Origin of the sequence: Bacteroides sp. B1-V-101, assembly GCF_023656585.1 — a bacterium.
GTDB classification, from domain to species: domain Bacteria; phylum Bacteroidota; class Bacteroidia; order Bacteroidales; family Bacteroidaceae; genus Bacteroides; species Bacteroides thetaiotaomicron.
On record NZ_JAMOKH010000030.1, the window covers coordinates 1 to 18,946 of the forward strand.

The 18,946-nt window shown below is 46.7% G+C and carries 10 protein-coding genes; 4 read left to right on the forward strand and 6 right to left on the reverse strand.

Annotated elements, in window-relative coordinates; genetic code table 11:
* Positions 1-672: 672 nt before the first annotated feature.
* From NBH01_RS18975 to NBH01_RS18990, 4 genes are all read left to right on the forward strand, one after another.
* Positions 673-4,998, forward strand: coding sequence for a CusA/CzcA family heavy metal efflux RND transporter (locus NBH01_RS18975; protein ID WP_234141225.1), 4,326 nt, complete (start codon positions 673-675; stop codon positions 4,996-4,998).
* An 82-nt stretch (positions 4,999-5,080) separates the two neighbouring features.
* Complete coding sequence (locus NBH01_RS18980; RefSeq protein ID WP_070751102.1) at positions 5,081-6,010, forward strand: efflux RND transporter periplasmic adaptor subunit; 930 nt, start codon at positions 5,081-5,083, stop codon at positions 6,008-6,010.
* Positions 6,011-6,072: 62 nt separating this feature from the next.
* A complete protein-coding gene (locus NBH01_RS18985) occupies positions 6,073-7,131 on the forward strand; it encodes a sensor histidine kinase (protein WP_008760884.1) in 1,059 nt (352 codons plus the stop codon).
* A gap of 17 nt (positions 7,132-7,148) precedes the next feature.
* Positions 7,149-7,940: a LytR/AlgR family response regulator transcription factor gene (locus NBH01_RS18990; protein ID WP_032840577.1), complete on the forward strand. Its 792-nt coding sequence runs from the start codon at positions 7,149-7,151 to the stop codon at positions 7,938-7,940.
* A gap of 126 nt (positions 7,941-8,066) precedes the next feature.
* Here NBH01_RS18990 and NBH01_RS18995 read toward each other — a convergent pair whose 3' ends face one another.
* From NBH01_RS18995 to NBH01_RS19020, 6 genes are all read right to left on the reverse strand, one after another.
* Complete coding sequence (locus NBH01_RS18995; RefSeq protein WP_032840490.1) at positions 8,067-10,406, reverse strand: GH92 family glycosyl hydrolase; 2,340 nt, start codon at positions 10,404-10,406, stop codon at positions 8,067-8,069.
* A 13-nt stretch (positions 10,407-10,419) separates the two neighbouring features.
* Positions 10,420-11,214, reverse strand: a complete 795-nt coding sequence (locus NBH01_RS19000) for a basic secretory family protein (RefSeq protein ID WP_008764203.1) — start codon at positions 11,212-11,214, stop codon at positions 10,420-10,422.
* Positions 11,215-11,243: 29 nt separating this feature from the next.
* On the reverse strand, positions 11,244-13,583 hold the full coding sequence (locus tag NBH01_RS19005) for a GH92 family glycosyl hydrolase (RefSeq protein ID WP_250700224.1): 2,340 nt from the start codon (positions 13,581-13,583) through the stop codon (positions 11,244-11,246).
* 6 nt (positions 13,584-13,589) lie between these two features.
* Positions 13,590-15,875 (reverse strand): GH92 family glycosyl hydrolase, encoded by a 2,286-nt coding sequence (locus NBH01_RS19010; protein ID WP_008760881.1) that lies wholly within the window; start codon positions 15,873-15,875, stop codon positions 13,590-13,592.
* A 281-nt stretch (positions 15,876-16,156) separates the two neighbouring features.
* The gene (locus NBH01_RS19015) at positions 16,157-17,392 is read right to left on the reverse strand and encodes a DUF4302 domain-containing protein (protein ID WP_008760880.1); all 1,236 of its coding nucleotides are present in this window, start codon (positions 17,390-17,392) and stop codon (positions 16,157-16,159) included.
* Positions 17,393-17,417: 25 nt separating this feature from the next.
* Positions 17,418-18,944: a C2 family cysteine protease gene (locus NBH01_RS19020; protein WP_118307005.1), complete on the reverse strand. Its 1,527-nt coding sequence runs from the start codon at positions 18,942-18,944 to the stop codon at positions 17,418-17,420.
* Positions 18,945-18,946: the final 2 nt, after the last annotated feature.

Below are 18,946 nucleotides of genomic sequence, written 5' to 3' on the forward strand. Positions count from 1 at the left end.
TCGAACGATAGAAATCGCCAAGAAGTTCAAGCTGATAAGGACTAAAGGTCATGTCACTCTTTTTCATCTTTTATTCATTTTAGTTGATACTTATAGTAGTCAACCAAATCCAGGGTAAGACACCACATAGAGTTCTATCGATAATGTTATAGAGTTTATGTTCATGTCCAAACATGTTTTGAGTCAAATGATAGTCAATAGTATCTTAAATCTCCTCCTTCGGGAAGGAGGAGAATAGAGATAGAATCGACTTTTTAGTCTCCCCCCCAATGGAGATACTGCTGTTTGATTCATTTTTCATTCGATTTAGTAATGCTCAATGTTTCGTCTCACCTGACGTAGCGCCCGGCTTCAACTCTTTGCGGTGACAATAAAAAACTAAGTTCCGCCTATTATCACCCTATTGTCACCTCTTATTATCACCCTTACCATTCTAATTTGCAACGTATTAAGTCGTAAAAGTGACAAGTGACAATAAAAACGCTGCATAAAACGTTGTGACGAATAGCCAAAGGACGTTCAAACTCCTTGATTCGACAGACAGCAGCCCTTCACGTTCAGACCTTGATTTCGTCATTTCACCCGTCAATCTTTCCGCTTCATCTTTTCCCGATAATCACGGATAAGGATAGTCCGTAACTTTGTAACATGAAACAATAACACTGTAAAATCATGTTTAAAGCTATCGTACGTTTTTCGATCAGGAAAAAACTATTCGTAGGGTTAACCACCCTCTTCCTGTTTATCGGGGGAATCTATGCCATGCTGACGCTCCCCATTGACGCCGTGCCAGACATAACCAACAATCAGGTGCAGATTGTAACCGTATCTCCTACGCTTGCGCCGCAGGAAGTGGAGCAGCTCATCACCATGCCCATCGAAATAGCGATGAGCAACATCATGAATGTAGAAGATATCCGTTCCGTCAGTCGCTTCGGGCTATCAGTGGTAACGGTCGTCTTCAAGGAAGACGTGCCCACACTCGATGCCCGCCAGCTGATCAACGAGCAGATACAAACCGTATCCGGCGAAATCTCCACCGAACTGGGAACACCGGAAATGATGCCGATCACCACCGGACTGGGCGAAATCTACCAATACATATTGAAAGTAGCTCCGGGATACGAAGAGAAATATGACGCTATGGAACTCCGTACCATTCAGGACTGGATGGTGAAACGCCAGTTATCGGGCATACCGGGCATCGTGGAAATAAATAGTTTCGGAGGTTATCTGAAACAATACGAAGTGGCGGTAGACCCCGACGCCCTGTTTTCACTGAACATCACCATCGGCGAAGTGTTCGAAGCACTGAGCAGCAACAACCAGAACACGGGCGGAAGCTACATCGAGAAAGCAAAGAATGCCTATTACATCCGTTCGGAAGGGATGATCACCCGCATCAAAGACATCGAGCAGATCGTGGTAGCCAACCGGAACGGGATTCCCGTACACATCAGTGACGTAGGCGCTGTCCGCTTCGGCGCCCCCAAACGTTTCGGTGCGATGACGATGGACGGAAAGGGCGAATGCGTAGGCGGAATTGCCATGATGCTGAAAGGCGCCAACGCCAATGTAGTGACGCAGGAACTGGAAAAGCGGGTGGAAAAGATACAGCACTTATTGCCCGAAGGCATCAGTATCGAACCGTATCTGAACCGTTCGGAACTGGTCAACCGGAACATCTCCACCGTCGTCAACAACCTTATTGAAGGAGCCATCATCGTCTTCCTCGTACTTATTATCTTTCTGGGCAACGTCCGTGCCGGGCTGATTGTAGCTTCGGTCATCCCGCTGGCTATGCTTTTCGCATTCATCATGATGCGTCTTTTCAACGTGACCGCCAATCTGATGAGCCTCGGCGCCATCGACTTCGGTATTGTGGTAGATGGTTCCATTGTCATACTGGAAGGTATCCTGGCACATATCTACAGCAAGCAGTTCCGCGGACGGACACTAACCCGCAAAGAGATGGACGAAGAAGTGGAAAAAGGCGCTTCCGGTGTAGTCCGCTCGGCTACATTCGCCGTACTGATTATTCTCATCGTGTTCTTCCCGATACTGACTCTGAACGGAATCGAAGGAAAATACTTCACTCCAATGGCCAAAACCCTGGTGTTCTGCATCATCGGTGCCTTGATCCTGTCACTGACATACGTCCCTATGATGGCGTCGCTCTTCCTGAAACATACCATCGTAGTGAAGCCGACACTTGCCGACCGATTCTTCGAACAGCTGAACAAACTCTACCAGCGTTGCCTGCATGCCTGCCTGCATCACAAAGCACGCACCGTAGTCATTGCTTTTGCCGCACTGATCGGGTCCCTCTTCCTCTTCACCCGTCTGGGTGCCGAGTTCATCCCGACACTGGACGAAGGCGACTTCGCCATGCAGATGACCTTACCCGCCGGAAGTTCACTTTCGGAAAGTATCAAACTCTCCGAAGAAGCGGAAAAGACATTGATGGATCAGTTTCCCGAAATCAAGCACGTAGTGGCGAAGATCGGTACGGCAGAAGTCCCCACCGACCCGATGGCAGTGGAAGACGCCGACGTGATGATCATCATGAAACCTTTCAAGGAATGGACCAGTGCAACGAGCCGTGCGGAAATGGTAGAGAAGATGAAAGAAGCGCTCGAACCCCTCTCGGAACGTGCCGAGTTTAACTTCTCGCAGCCGATACAGCTCCGGTTCAACGAACTGATGACAGGTGCGAAAGCCGATATTGCAGTCAAGTTATACGGCGAAGACACGCACGAACTTTATCAGAGGGCAAAGGAAGCCGCCACGTATGTAGAGAAAGTGCCGGGGGCAGCAGACGTCATCGTAGAGCAGACGATGGGATTGCCTCAGCTGGTTGTCAAATACAACCGCGGCAAGATAGCCCGTTACGGCATAAATATCGAAGAACTCAACACGATTATCCGGACAGCCTATGCCGGAGAAGCCAGCGGTGTGGTTTTCGAAAACGAACGGAAGTTCGACCTTGTCGTACGTCTGGATCAGGAGAAAGTGGCAGACTTAAATCTGGACAAGCTCTTTGTGCGTACTTCCGAAGGCATTCAGATTCCGGTCGGCGAGGTGGCAAGCATCGAACTTGTCAGCGGTCCGTTGCAGATCAACCGCGACGCTACCAAACGCCGCATCGTGATTGGTGTGAACGTACGCGACGCGGACATTCAGCAAGTAGTGGCCAACATCCAGAAGACACTGGACAAGAACATCAAACTGCAACCGGGCTACTACTTCGAATACGGCGGTCAGTTTGAGAACCTGCAAAACGCCATCAATACGCTGATGATCGTCATTCCGGTAGCACTGATGCTGATTCTGCTGATCTTGTTTTTCGCTTTCAAGAACATTACTTATACATTGATGGTATTCTCCACCGTCCCGCTGTCACTTATCGGAGGTATCGTAGCCCTCTGGCTGCGCGGACTCCCGTTCAGCATCTCGGCAGGAGTCGGTTTCATCGCCTTGTTCGGTGTGGCTGTACTGAACGGTATCCTGATGGTGAACCATTTCAACGAACTTCGTAAACGAAATAAATATGCTATGACTACCAACCGAATCCTCACTCTGGGCACCCCGCATCTGCTGCGTCCCGTATTCCTCACCGGACTGGTCGCCTCGCTGGGATTTGTCCCGATGGCAATCGCCACTTCCGCCGGTTCCGAGGTACAACGCCCGCTGGCTACGGTCGTCATCGGCGGACTGATTATCTCTACCGTGCTGACTTTGCTTATCATTCCGGTATTCTACAAGATTGTCAACTCATTTGCTGTATGGAGACGTCCCGGAAGCAAGTTTTATCTGCCGTTCTTCGTCATCCTGCCGTTGTTGCTGCTGATTCCTTCTTTCGCCTCAGCGCAGCAACCGGAAGCGGTCAGTCTGGAACAGGCCATCGAGATAGCCAAACAAAATCATCCGAGACTGAAAATAGCCGCCAACGCCATCCGTCAGGCAAAAGCCACTCGCGGAGAGATTGTCGAGGCAGCTCCCACCTCATTCAGTTACTCATGGGGACAACTCAACGGAGAAAACAAGCAAGACAAGGAACTTGCCTTCGAACAGAGCCTCGGTTCGCTGCTGACTCCGTTTTACAAGAATGCACTGGTCAGCCGACAGGTAAAGACAAGTACTTATTATCGCCGGATGGTGGAAAAAGAAGTGATAGCGGAAGTAAAACGGGCATGGGCTTACTATCAATATGCCGCTAACCTCTGCTCCATGTACCGTGATCAGGACAAGATGGCGGAAGAGTTGAAACGTATCGGCGAAATACGTTATCAACAAGGAGAAATCACCCTGCTCGAAAAGAACATGATGACGACTACCGCCGCCGACCTGCACAACCGCTGGTATCAGGCACAAGAAGAGGAAAAGACGGCACTGGCACGTTTCCAGTGGTGCTGTTATGCCGACAGCCCGATCGTGCCGGCAGATTCGACCTTATCTCTCTTTTATACCACCCTTTCGGACGGTAATCTGTCCGAAGCGCATACCGGATACTTCCGGAGTCAGGCGGAAGAAGCGAAAGCAATGCTTCATGTAGAACGCAGCCACTTCTTTCCGGAGATCAGCATAGGATATACCCGTCAGGACATTCTTCCCTTGAAGAATCTGAATGCATGGATGGTGGGAGTCTCCTTCCCCGTTTACTTCCTGCCCCAGAAAAGCAAGGTGAAGCAAGCCAGACTGGCTGCTGCTTCGGCACAGATTCAGGCGGATGCCAACATCCGCGAACTTCGCAACAAGGTGATGGAGCTGGAAGCCTCTCTCCGGAGATACAACGAGAGCCTGCGCTATTATACTACTTCAGCTCTCAAAGAAGCGGAAGAACTAACCAAAGCCGCCAACCTGCAACTGCAACAGAGCGAAACGGGCATTGCCGAATACATACAGTCCGTGACGACGGCACGGGACATCCGGCGAGGGTATATCGAAACCGTTTATCAGTATAACATTGCCGCTCTGGAACATGAATTGTTTGAATAAGTGGAGAGTGGAGAGTTTTAATGAACAGTTTTCCTGTTAATATAGAAGATTATTTTGCAAGAGTACTTAATATAAAAAAGTTATGAGAAAGATATTTTACCCCATCCTTCTGCTCGCCTTAGTAGCTTGCAAGGGACAACAACAAACGGCGGAATCAGAGTCTGTGGCGGACCCTGCAACAGAAAGCGTGAATCCGGAAATGGGAAAAAACAATGGTCAAAGCGACGCCGATGCCACTGCACAGCCCGAAGTGGATGCAATCACTTCCGCTACTTCCCGCCCCAATCAGGTTTCGTTCAACGGCCGGATCGTCCTTCCGCCCCAACGGCAGGCAACCGTCGCACTGACTATCGGCGGAGTGATCAAAAACACTTCCTTACTCCCCGGACAACACGTTACCAAGAACTCTGTAATCGCCACTTTGGAGAATCCGGAGTTTATCACCCTCCAACAGACTTATCTGGACAGCCACGCACAAACAGAATATCTGCGTATGGAATACGAACGGCAAAAGAATCTCTCTGCCGAACAAGCGGCTTCGCAGAAGAAGTTCCAGCAAAGCAAAGCAGACTATCTTTCGATGAAAAGCCGTCAGGATGCCGCCGCCGCACAACTTTCGCTTTTGGGTGTGAATCCGGAAACATTGCTTCGGGATGGCATCCAGCCGCTTCTGGAAGTAAAAGCTCCTATCAGCGGATATGTGGTCAATGTAGCTATGAACATGGGAAAGTACATCAATCCGGGAGAAGCTCTCTGCGAAGTGATTGATAAAAGCGCACCGATGCTCTGCCTGACTACTTACGAGAAAGACCTTGCAGATATGCAAACAGGCAGTCCCGTACAATTCCGTGTCAACGGCATGGGCACACAGACGTTCAACGGCACGGTCATCTCCATCGGACAAAAAGTGGACGAAGTGAACCGCTCACTCGAAGTATACGCTTCCATCAAGGAGACGAATCCGCAGTTCCGACCGGGGATGTACGTCACGGCACATATCCAAAAACAATAATCTGCCGTGCACCGACAGCCATTCATCATGCATAATTCGTAATTAACCATTATCTTTGCAACATGGTACTGAAAGCTATCAATAAAGATAAGTATTTCCTGTCCACGGTCATCATCTCGCTGATGGTGGCTGTGCTCATTCATTTTCCGGAATCGGTCTCTCTCTTCGACCGTTTCGAAAGCCATTCGCTTTTCCCGGGAATGAAGTTTATGGATGTGGCAAATGAGATTCTGTTTACCTTCGTTTCGTTACTCATACTTTTCGCCATCAATACGCGCTTGTTCCATTTCAACCAGGCGTCCATTAAAATAACGGCTGCAAAGATTCTGCTTTCCTTCATCCTGACATGGATACTCAGCAATCTGCTGGGACAAGTGTTCGTCTTCCTGCACCGGACATTCGACATTCCCGCCATCGATGCGATGGTGCACCACTATCTCCATCCGTTGCGCGACTTCATCATGGCTTGCCTCGTCACCAGCAGTTGCTGCATCATCTACCTTGTCCGCCGCCAGCAACTGGTATTGATTGAGAACGAACAGTTACAGGCGGAAAACATCCGCAACCAGTATGAAGTATTGAAGAATCAGCTCAATCCGCACATGTTGTTCAACTCACTGAATACGCTGCGTTCACTGGTACGGGAGAATCAGGATAAGGCACAGGATTATATTCAGGAACTCTCGCGGGTACTGAGGTATACGCTACAAAGCAACGAATCGCAAAGCGTCAGCCTCCGGGAAGAGATGGAGTTCGCTTCTGCTTACATCTTCCTGCTGAAGATGCGTTTTGAGAACAACTTGCAGTTTGATATACAGATAGCCAAGTCTTTCGAAGACTACCGCCTCCCTCCGATGGCGGTACAGGTGTTGATAGAGAATGCCGTGAAGCACAATGAAATCAGCGACCGCAAACCGCTGACTATCCATATCGTCACCAACAACGAAGGATATCTGTCCGTAAGCAACGACATTCAGCCCAAACGGACCGCTGCCTCCGGCACCGGCATCGGTCTTGTCAATCTCGCCAAACGCTACCGGCTATTATTCAAACAGGACATACAAATCACAGAGGACAAAGAGTTTTCCGTTTGCATTCCTCTTATTGATGAAGTACAATGAACGACAAGCCAAGTGTTATGAAAACAGTTATTATTGAAGATGAAAAAGCTGCTGTACGCAATCTGACTTCCCTGCTCAACGAAGTGAAACCGGAAGCTGAAATTATTGCCATACTGGACAGCATCAATTCCACCATCGAATGGTTCGGCATCCACCCGATGCCGGAACTCGTTTTTATGGATATTCACCTGGCGGATGGTTCTGCTTTCGAAATATTCGATCATATCAGCATCACCTGCCCCATTATCTTCACCACGGCTTACGACGAATATGCCCTGCGTGCCTTCAAAGTGAACAGTATCGACTACCTGCTGAAACCTATCGGCAAAGAGGACATCGAACATGCGTTTGAAAAATTGGACAACTTGCAGGATACCATCCCCGAAAACGGAAGCAGACGGGAAAATAAGGAAGAGGAACTACTTCACCTCATTCACTCGCTGAAAAAACAGGAGAATTACAAGACGCATTTCCTCATACCGATAAAAGGCGATAAGCTACTTCCTGTCTCGATCGACATGATTCAACTGTTCTATATCAAAGATTGTCAGGTAAAAGCTGTCTTAACGGACGGGATGGAATACAATTTTTCTCTTACGCTGGATGAGTTGGTCGATTGTTTGAATCCTAGTCTCTTCTTCAGAGTCAACCGACAGTTTCTGATTTCAAGGGAGGCGATCAAGGATATCGATTTGTGGTTCAACAGCCGGTTGTCCATTAATCTGCGTCACTCCAGAATGACAGAGAAGATATTGGTAAGCAAAGCACGGGTAGCGGAATTTAAGGAATGGTTTTCGAGCAAAAAGTAAAACAAGCGGGACTATATTGAAATCCCACTATATGCATTCGTTCTTTATAAGTATCGGATATCAGTTCTAAAAAAAGGATGAAGCCCAGCCTCATCCTTTCCATTTTTATCTTAATACCTAACCTTATTAAAACCCAATTGATGATTTATACTTCATCGTCTTCTCCGGTAAAGAAATCGAAGGAGGTACAGCCTCATCGGACACCGCCCGTTTGTAATTCGGCTTACCACTCATCACAAAACGGAGTTTCACTCCATCACGGATATCATCATACGTCAGGTAGGACTTATCGTACTTTTTACCGTTGACATAAAGCTCCTTCACATACAGGTTCTTTGGCGACCAGTTGTCCGCTGTCATTTCGATGTTTTTTCCATTACTCATCCGGACCGTAATAGCCTCTGCGCATGGCGAACCGATATTATAAATATTGCTGGACGGAGCCACCGGATAGAAACCGATGCAGTTGAACATATACCACGCAGACATCTGTCCGCAATCGTCGTTACCACTCAATGCATCCGGTGTATTTCCGTAGAAACGATCGACAATGGTACGTATCCACTTCTGACATTTCCACGGTTCTTTCAGGTAGTTGTAGAGGTAAGCGACATGATGGCAAGGTTCATTTCCATGCCAATAGGCTCCGATACGTCCCTGTATATCATGTGCTCCGGGGATATCATCCGGCAGTTCTACCGTAAAAAGCTCATCCAGGCGTTTGCGGAACAGTTCCTTACCGGCCTCGTTGATATATCCCTGCACATCTTGCGGCACATACCAGGTATATTGCATCGTGAATCCTTCCGTGATATCACCCCAGCCATGTACCGATCCCGGACCCTGATAGGCAACCGGAGTAAACGGAGTGCGCCAGTCACCTTTGCTGTCGCGTCCGCGCATATATTTCGTTTCGGGATCAATCAAGGTCTGATAAGACAAAGCACGGTTGAGGAAATAATGATAATCGTCTTCTTTGCCTAATTTCTTGGCTGCCTGTGCGATGCAATAATCATCATAAGCATATTCCAGTGTCTTTGACACTGACTCCGCTTCCTTATCGAATGGTACATAGCCCATTTCACGATATTCCGGAAGGCAATCGTAGTTCGGATTCATCGCTGTGGTTTTCATCGCTTCGTATGCACGCTCGTAATCAAAGCCTTTCACTTCTTTCACGATCATATCCGCCAATACGGATACGGCGTGATAACCAATCATACACCAGGTTTCGTTGCCGTAGAAGGACCAGATAGGAAGCATCTTCTCCACACTCTTGTCGTAATGAGCCAACATAGAATTTGCAATGTCCGCATTCACCTCCTGCTGAACCAAGTTAAACCAGGGATGCAAAGCCCGATAGGTATCCCAAAGAGAGAACACCGTATAGTTCGTGAATCCTTCCGCTTTTTCTATGTTCTTGTCTAGTCCGCGGAACTGCCCGTCCGAATCCTGAAAGATAAACGGATGCAGAGCGGCATGATAGGCGGAAGTATAAAACGTTTCCTTTGTCTTTCGGTCAGCAGTCAACGTATATTTTCCAAGTTCCTTTTCCCAAAGGGCTTCCCCTTTCGCCCTTAACTCGTTGAAAGTTAATCCGTCGAGTTCCTTCATATTATTCCGGGCACCGTCTGTGCTGACTGCGGAGATGGCTGTTTTCACCGTCACTTCCTCCCCTGCTTTTGTATCAAAGGAGATACAAGCCATCAGATTCTTTCCCCAGGCTTCGTAAGAGCTGCGGAATCGGGAAGTGTTATAAATAACCGGCTTTTTGTCTTGTACAAAGCGCAGTCCGGTCAACTTCTTTGAGAAAGTAGCCGTGAAGTACACATGACGTTCCGGCCCCCAACCTTTCACCAGTTTGTATCCGGTGATAGTCGAATCGTTTATCATTCGCAGATTCGACCATTCACAGGATTGCCAGAGCGTATGGTTCATATCAATCATGATGAACGCATTGTCCGACTCCGGATAAGTAAAACGGAACATACCGCTACGCACACCGGAAGTCATTTCGGCTTTGACTCCATAGTCTGCCAGTTCCACAGCATAATAATTGGGGGACGCCCACTCCTTATCATGTGAGTAACGCGAACGATAGCCTTGATCGGGATCTTCATGAGTACCGGGTTCCAGTTTCATTTCTCCCGTTCCGGGGATAAACAGAAAGTCGCCCAAGTCCGGAATACCTGTTCCGCTCAAGTGCGTCAAACTGAATCCCATCAATGTCAGATGATTGTATTTGTATCCGGAAGCTGCATCATAGAAGCGGCTGTCCGTATCGGGGCTTATCTGGATTCCCCCGAAAGGAATCTGTGCACCGGGATAAACATTTCCATAACCATCCGTACCGACAAACGGGTTCACGTAGTCCGTCAGCTTTTCAGTTTGAGCCATGCCCGGCAAGATACTCACCAGACACGACCAAACCAAAAACAACCTTTTTCTACCAACTTTATTAACCATATCCAATCGTATATTACACCTGTATATCACCTACGGCAACCTGATATTCATGCCATAGTTCATCTATGCTATATTCCGTTCCCAAGATATGCTTGATAGCTCCGTCAAACGACCAGGGAATCACCTCCAGTGTGCTGCGGTTAAACTTACGCAGGAATTCAGGATCTTTATTGTCGCGCAACCAGACGAAGAAATAACCTGCCGTCCGATAACCGTCCATGTAGTTTCCTCCTTTCGGACGGGCATTCGGTCCGTCGAATCCGCCGTTGGCTACACGTACGGCATCTGCCATTCCTTCAATAAATGCCCAGAATACACGATTGGTTCCGTAAGAGCCGATGCCTTGCGGTTCCAGCTGATAGGCGTGTGTCAGTTCGTGCAACAGTACCCCACGCGTTTCGAAGAACAGCTTTGCCGTATCGTTTTCCGCAAATGATTTCTCGATATGCCGTGTGCTGTAGAAGATAGTAACGTCTCCATTACCACCGCCTTTGGCAGAAATTCCTTCGATGTCTTCCAGTGTATAATGTATCTTGTTCACCGGAGTTATGCTGTCTTCCGGTGAGTTATAAAGAGTAGCCAATACAGTGCGTGCCTGCTCTTTGATATAAGACTCCGCATCCGGAATGATCCGGTGATAAATGTCCGAACCTTTTGTTTCCGAAGCTTTATCTTCGAACAAGACAGTTCCTACATTGTAGCTTTTCCATACGTCCGGTTTTGCTTCGGCTTGCTTCTTCGCACTTGCCGCACAAGCTCCCATGCCCACAATCAGGGCAATTGCATATACCAAATGTCTCTTTTTCATATTCTTTTCTTGATTATTTATTGATGCTGTTAATTGATTCCATTAGTTAATGAATAAGGTTTGTCCTGCACCGATACTCCACGACGTTTGTTGGGCGATGCCGACATTTTAAATTCCAATACGCCTCCTTTCAGGATATCCTCGTGTGTGATGTACATTTTATCATAAGACTCACCGTTCAGTTTCAGTGACTGTACATAACGCTTCTTGTCGCTGACGCCCGGCGCTTTGATTTCCAGTGTCTTTCCGTTGGGAAGTGTCAGCTTCAGATAGGGCAGATAGGGAGCACCAAGGACATACTGGTCTGTACCCGGACAAACCGGATAGAAGCCCATCACAGAGAAAAGATACCATGCCGACATCTGTCCGCAATCATCATTTCCACCCAGTCCGTTGATGTCATTCTTATACATCTTGTTCAGGATTTCACGCAGCCAGTACTGTGTTTTCCACGGTTGGGAGGTCCATGCGTACAAATAAGGTACATGATGGCTCGGTTCATTGCCATGTATGTATCCACCTACCAGGCATTCTTCCGTAATATCCTCATTATGTTCATAGTACTTCTCCGGCAGATGCATGGAGAAGAGTTCGTCCAGTTTCTGTACGAATGTCTTTTCTCCTCCCATCAGGTCGATCATACCAAACACATCATGCGGTACATGAAAGGAGAAGTTCCATGAATTACCTTCGATAAAGCCTTCGCCGTAAGTTTGCAACACATCGAACTCTTTTTTGAATGTGCCGTCACTGTAGCGGGGACGGGCAAAACCGATGCTTGTATCATAGATGTTACGATAGTTGAGAGCACGTTTGCGGTAAGTATCCGCTATCTCTTTATTACCGGCTTTCAAGGCTGTCTGATAAATAGTCCAGTCGTCGTATGCATATTCCAACGTAGAGGAAGCTGCCGTACCACTCTTGTCCAGCGGGATATATCCCAGCTTCATATAATCGGCTACACCTTCATAGTAAGGTACCGTAGATGTGCTAACCATCGCCGATAATGCCTCATCCACATTTGAAAAAACTCCTTTGGTTATTGCATCCGCCAGCACAGACACAGCATGATAACCGCTCATACACCAGTTCTCATTTCCCATCAGGCTCCATATCGGCAACATGCCATGCACGCTCTGCTGTTCATGTTTGATCATTGATTCCACCATATCCGCATTGCGTTCCGGTTTCACCAGGTTAAGGAACGGATGTTCCGCGCGATATGTATCCCAAAGTGAGAATATAGTATAGTTAGTGAATCCTTTCGCCTGATGTATGTTATGATCCAGACCGCGATAGGAACCGTCTACGTCCATATACACGGACGGATTAATCATGGTATGATAAAGCGAAGTGTAGAACATCGCCTTCTGATCCGGTGTACCTTCTATTTCGAAATGATCCAGTTCATTGTTCCAGTCTGTCCGTGCAGCTTCCGCCAACTGTTCGAAGCTCTTTCCGGAAGCCTCGGCACGCAGGTTCTTTACAGCGCCTTCCGTGCTGACTGCCGACAAGGCTACCTTTACAACCAGTTCGGGATCTTTGGCCGTTTCGAAGTTAAAGTAAGCCACGATCTTTCGACCAGTGATTTCCGGGAAATTCTTCTCCAGCTTGAAACGACGCCAAAAGCCATTGTACAATACCTTTTCCTTATCCTTATATCCGTAATCCTTGATCGGCTGTGACAAGGAAATGGCAAAATAGGTATAATTCATACGTGCCCATCCGTTGGTGATGCGGTATCCTGTCAGCAATGTATCGTTTTCCACCCGCAGGTTTGCCCACAATACTTTGCCGTCATAATTATAGATACCATGCACCAGGTCCAGGATCAGATGACCGTCTTTTCCTTTCGGGAAGGTATATTTATGTACACCCGTCCGTTGAGTAGCTGTCAGTTGCGCTTTAATGCCATAGTCGTCCAGCATCACTTCGTAGTATCCGGGTGTCGCTTTCTCTGTGGCATGATCGAAGCGCGAACGGTAACCCTCTTCCGGATGGTCCGCCCGTCCGGGATTCAATTTTACATCGCCGACAGCAGGCATCAGCAATATATCTCCCAGGTCGGAATGTCCCGTGCCGCTGAGGTGGGTGTGACTGAAACCTACGATGGTTTTATCCCGATACTGGTAACCGGCACAATATTCATACGCATTCTTCTGATAAGCTCCATTCACATTATGTGGAATTGTGTCTGTGTCCGGACTCAGCTGTACCCATCCGAAAGGGGTGCAAGCACCGGGAAAAGTATGCCCCATACCATTGGTTCCGATAATCGGATTAACGTAATCTACCGGTTGCTGAGCTACGGCGGACAAGGTTACCGCCGCCATAGTCATCATCAATACTTTCTTTTTCATCTTATTCATACCTGCTTACTTGTTATCACGAGAGAAGGAATAGGGGAAGTCGGATTCGTTAATACCTCTTCCTTTATTCGGTTTATTATCCATATCAAATACCAGACGTCCGCCTTTCAGCAAGTCGAAATGATTCAGATAATTCTTTGTATAGTTCTTACCGTTATAGTTCAGCGAACGGATGTAACGATTGGCATCACTATTTTTAGGAGCGGAGATTTCCAGTTTCTTGCCGTTCTCCAGTGTGATCGTCGCTTTCTTGAAATAAGGAGCACCCATCACATATTCATTGCTGCCCGGACATACCGGATAGAAGCCTAAAGCGGTAAACACATACCAGGCAGAAGTCTGTCCGTTATCCTCATCACCACAATAACCGTCGGGAGTGGCAAAGTAGAGGCGGTTCATCACTTCACGCAGCCAGTACTGTGCTTTCCAGGGCTCGCCTGCATAGTTATACAAGTAAATCATGTGCTGGATAGGCTGGTTGCCGTGCGCATAGTTACCCATATTGGCAATTTCCATTTCACGGATTTCATGAATCACACCTCCGTAGTAGCTATCATCAAATATCGGTGGAAGGTTGAACACAGAATCGAGCATACTGACAAACATCTTTCTGCCGCCCATCAAATCGGCCAGTCCCTGTACATCATGAAATACAGACCACGTATAGTGCCAGCTGTTTCCTTCGGTAAAGGCATCCCCCCACTTGAACGGATTAAAAGGAGTCTGGAAGGTGCCATCGGCGTTCTTGCCACGCATCAGTTTTGTTTCAGGGTCGAACAGGTTGCGGTAGTTCTGGCTTCTGCTCTTATAGAGTTCCAGTTCTTCTGCCGGACGCCCTAGCTTTTCACCCATTCGGTAGATGCACCAGTCATCGTATGCATACTCTAATGTACGCGCCGCATTCTCGTTAATCTTTACATCGTAAGGCACATAACCCAGTTTATTATAATATTCGTATCCACGGCGCCCTGTTGTAGAAACTCTCGGATGTACACTGTTGGCTCCTTTGAGCAAACCTTCATACATTTTCTCCGCATCCGCTTTGGTCACATTCTTCATAAAAGCATCTGCCACTACGGAAGCCGAATTGTTTCCGACCATACAGCCACGATGTCCCGGACTCGCCCATTCGGGGAAGAATCCGCTTTCAAGATATGTATTCAACAGTCCTTCCTGCATCTTCTCTCCCATTGAAGGATATATCAAATTGACAAACGGGAACAGGCAACGGAACGTATCCCAGAAACCGGTATCGGTAAACATATATCCCGGACGGATTTCACCGTTATAAGGGCTGTAATGTACCGTTTCACCCTTCGCATTCACTTCGTGGAACATACGGGGGAATAATACCGAACGATACAGACAAGAATAGAAGGTACGCATCCGGTTCTCATCATCGTCTTCGACTTTGATACGTCCCAGTACGTCATTCCAAGCTTTACGTCCGGCTTCCTTGGTCTGTTCGAATGTCTTGTTTCCGATTTCTTTCAGATTCAGTTCCGCCTGTTCGGGGCTGATGAATGAGGAAGCCACTTTGGCATGCACCTGTTCTCCTTTCTTTGTCGAAAAACCGATGGCAGCACCTACGTGATTGGATTGCAGTTCAAGATGCGTCTCTACCAGATGGTAGTCCGCCCATACTTTATTAAATGTAAAAGGCTTGTCGAACTCTATCACAAAGTAGTTCCTGAAATTCTGCGGAACACCGCCACTGTTACGTGTCGTATAACCTACAATCTTATTTTCTTCGGGAATCACCTTCACATACGAACCACGGTCGAAAGCATCTACTACCACATAAGCATCGGACGCTTCGGGGAAAGTAAAACGGAAATACGCACAACGCTCCGTCGGGGCAATCTCCGTTGTCATGTTATACTCTGACAGATAAACACTGTAATAATAAGGAGTTGCTTTCTCTGCCTTATGCGAAAACCAGGAAGCACGGCTATCCTGATCAATCTTCAGCTGTTTGGTCATCGGCATAATGGAGAACTGTCCGTAGTCATTGATCCAGGGACTGGGCTGGTGGGTCTGCTTGAAACCTCTGATTTTGTCAGAAGCATACGTGTAAGCCCAACCGTCCCCCATCTTTCCGGTCTGCGGCATCCAAAAGTTCATCCCCCAAGGCAGTGCAATGGCAGGATAGGTGTTTCCGTTGGAGAGCGAAATCTTGGAGTCGGTTCCCATCAGGGGATTCACGTAATCCACCGGCTGCTTTTGCGCAAAGATAGAGGAGACTCCCAACAATAGAGTCATTGTGATAGACAGTAGTTTCTGTTTATTCATGATATAAGAGTTAAACTATTAATATTAGATTAGCGAGTGTTATTATTCACGTTACAAATTAACGCAATAGAAAATTAATAACTATACTCTAACGTGACAAAAAGCACGTCCGGACGAGAATGTCAGAGTAGAGAACTAGGAGTCAAACAGAGCACAAATTAAATTACTAATAATCAAATAATTGCCCATAAGAAAATACAAATAGAGTACAAACAAAAACAAAAGCAAGAAAGTAATCGAGATTATGTTCTGTTTACTTTCTTGCTTTTTTCAAAGACTGGTTACTTCTTCATTCTAAACCAACGCTCGCCTGTAGCACTTAACACATACACCATACTGTCATTGTCATCATAACTCCAATAGAAGCCGTCTTCCGAAACACAGAAAGAGAGGAATTTACTGTAATCCTGCTGTACACGGTTATAATCAGCCGGATTATTATTCCATCCGAATAAATCATATGGTTCGCCCAAGCTGATGAATATACGACCAGTAGCATTATCTGCTGTCATAGTAACCGCAAAGCCAATATAAGATCCCATACCACTCCACGGACAAGCAATCAAATTTCTCGGATTACGATCATCAAACTCCACACCAGAGTGGAAGATTCCCTTAAAGTCTGCATGAATCTCATCCTGATCTACTATATGGGTCTTCCAACCATCTGCATACCATGCTGCAATATCAGAGGCCTTCCGAGTATCACATACAACATTAGCATTGTCAGTTTCAATTTCACCATTCAAATAGTTGTAATAGAGTTTATTTAAACTTATTCCATCTACCGTCACATTGCTACCCAAAGTCAACACTGCATTTTCATCATTCGTTGTATCAATTATCATCGGATACTCTGTGTGTTTTACCACACCGTTATCTATTGCAGAAATCTTCACTTTCCAATTATTGCTCTCGTCGCAAATAATCAAATAGTGTGCAAGGAAAGAAGAGGATGACCTACGAAATACACCATTATTCAACTCTCCCTTAAGCAAATCCATGGCCTGTGCTTTATTATAAGCAATAATGGCCAATCGTTTTCTCTCCTTAGCTTGTTGCAAAGCTGCAGTTGAGACCGGAGTCAAGATCATTTCTTTGCCATGCGTCTGTCCTACAGCTGTAATTTGTGAATCAGAATACCCCGTAATGACAAATGTCGTCTCCGAGTTTTCGTTCAAATATTGTAGCATTCCTCCATTCAGCAAGGTAAGCAACACCGCTTTTTCCCCCTGGAAATCCAGAGAATAATCTGTTCCAACCTCATTCTTCAACAACGTTTCGTCTGAATCCGATGCTACATTTCCTTCTTCATCAAACTGAAAGTAGAACGTTACTCCTTGATAAATCATTTTCCATCCGTCTGCCGCACACAGTAGTTCTTTTACCTCTGAAGGACGCAAGCGGTCTGCACTCATGTCACCTTCATGTTCCCAGTCTTTCCAAGGTTCCGTCATGCCACAACTATAAAAAACCAGGCAACACAACGACAACATTATATAAATAAGTTTCTTCATGATGTTTTTCTTTTAAGATTTGAAATTAGAAATTAGGTATATATCCTCCCAAGTCCGGTCCCACTCCATAATTCTTGGCTGCTCCCGGCGCACAAATACGTAAGTCAATCATCGGCGGAATCCGTCCGTCATCCTTCACTTTCATCACACCGTCGGTAGTACCTCCCCAAGGATTCCTCATCTTGAAAAGATGAGTATTATCATCCGGCAAGATAAACGTAAACGCATGCCCACTGGTCGTCTGCCAATTTTGATCTACCTGTTCACCGCTTCTTGTAAAACCACCGATCACCAGTCTACCCTGTTTGAGCGACACTTCCACCGCGCGTTGCAAGTCTTCGGCAATCAATGCATTTGCACCGAAACCTACACTTTCCCCGTCGCCGGTAAAGATAGCAGAAACATATTCAGTACCAATACCACCGACATTAGAACTACCTTGATAGATCTGATTCCACTTAATCATAGCCTTTTCGAGAATCGTAGCCCAAGTGACTTCTTTATTTCTGCCGCCTAAGGCACCTAAATCGCCACTATTACCGATAAAATAGTCGCCACCTACACCAACTGATATTTGTTTTCCTTTCGGGTCATACATAGTAACTGTGTATGTTTTGTCCATATTATCCTTGATAATGTGTTTTACGAAACGGGGATAGAGGTATGCCATCGAAGCAATCACCGCACAAGCACAGCAGTCACCTACCCAACGCTGATTTACATCAGACATCACAGGATTTCCATTTGGATAAATGGATACAACATTGAATGTATTCCAAGCCATCTTCGTCCCACCATCTCCAAATGGTTCAGGTTCTTCAGCAGGATCGGCAAGCCATTTCAAGTCTGCTGCCGTAGCTTCTCTGTCATTCTCATGCTGTCTGCCCATCGGAGTTATCGCACTAAACGTACTGGAACCTTTACTAGCAATCAAGTCGTTGATATTCTCCGTATATGAACGCATGGCCACCAGTTTCCATTCAGCTATCTGCGTGGCAGCACCACCATTGTTCGCTTCAACAGAAAGTCTGTAGTAACGATAGGAAGTTGCATTATCCACTTCATAGCTTTTCTCTTCTTTTCTCGCTGCAAAAAGTTGGTTTGTCTGCGCATCCAGTTCTGTCCACGTAGTATTATCATTAGAACCATAGAGTGTCCAATCTTTCGGATCCATTTCGGGAGTATCGGCAGCCGAGGTCAACGAATAGGCAGTGACAGCCTTACTACTATTTCCATTCCAAGTGATGTTGAAACTACTATGATAAGTAACATACTTCGTGTCAGCATTATCGTCTACCAAACGTCTGATTTCCGAATCGACAGGAGCATCAGCATATTGCGCTATAATTGTACCACTGGAGGGCATATTCGTGTTACCCGAACCAAGTACATAAGAAACCGGAGCATCTTCGTTCGGACCTTCTCCTCCATTATCTCCTTCATCATCGTCGGACGAACATCCTGCCAGACAAAAGGGAATTAGCAGCACCAAAAGAAAAATGATTCTCTTCACTGCATTCACATCGCTACATCTTATTTGAGGTATCTTCATTG

Excerpts from the sequence above, each read along its gene's own strand:
- NBH01_RS18975 (WP_234141225.1), top strand. The coding sequence starts at position 673 with ATGTTTAAAGCTATCGTACGTTTTTCGATCAGGAAAAAACTATTCGTA.
- NBH01_RS18980 (WP_070751102.1), top strand. The coding sequence starts at position 5,081 with ATGAGAAAGATATTTTACCCCATCCTTCTGCTCGCCTTAGTAGCTTGC.
- NBH01_RS18985 (WP_008760884.1), top strand. The coding sequence starts at position 6,073 with ATGGTACTGAAAGCTATCAATAAAGATAAGTATTTCCTGTCCACGGTC.
- NBH01_RS18990 (WP_032840577.1), top strand. The coding sequence starts at position 7,149 with ATGAAAACAGTTATTATTGAAGATGAAAAAGCTGCTGTACGCAATCTG.
- NBH01_RS18995 (WP_032840490.1), bottom strand. The coding sequence starts at position 10,406 with ATGGTTAATAAAGTTGGTAGAAAAAGGTTGTTTTTGGTTTGGTCGTGT.
- NBH01_RS19000 (WP_008764203.1), bottom strand. The coding sequence starts at position 11,214 with ATGAAAAAGAGACATTTGGTATATGCAATTGCCCTGATTGTGGGCATG.
- NBH01_RS19005 (WP_250700224.1), bottom strand. The coding sequence starts at position 13,583 with ATGAATAAGATGAAAAAGAAAGTATTGATGATGACTATGGCGGCGGTA.
- NBH01_RS19010 (WP_008760881.1), bottom strand. The coding sequence starts at position 15,875 with ATGAATAAACAGAAACTACTGTCTATCACAATGACTCTATTGTTGGGA.
- NBH01_RS19015 (WP_008760880.1), bottom strand. The coding sequence starts at position 17,392 with ATGAAGAAACTTATTTATATAATGTTGTCGTTGTGTTGCCTGGTTTTT.
- NBH01_RS19020 (WP_118307005.1), bottom strand. The coding sequence starts at position 18,944 with ATGAAGATACCTCAAATAAGATGTAGCGATGTGAATGCAGTGAAGAGA.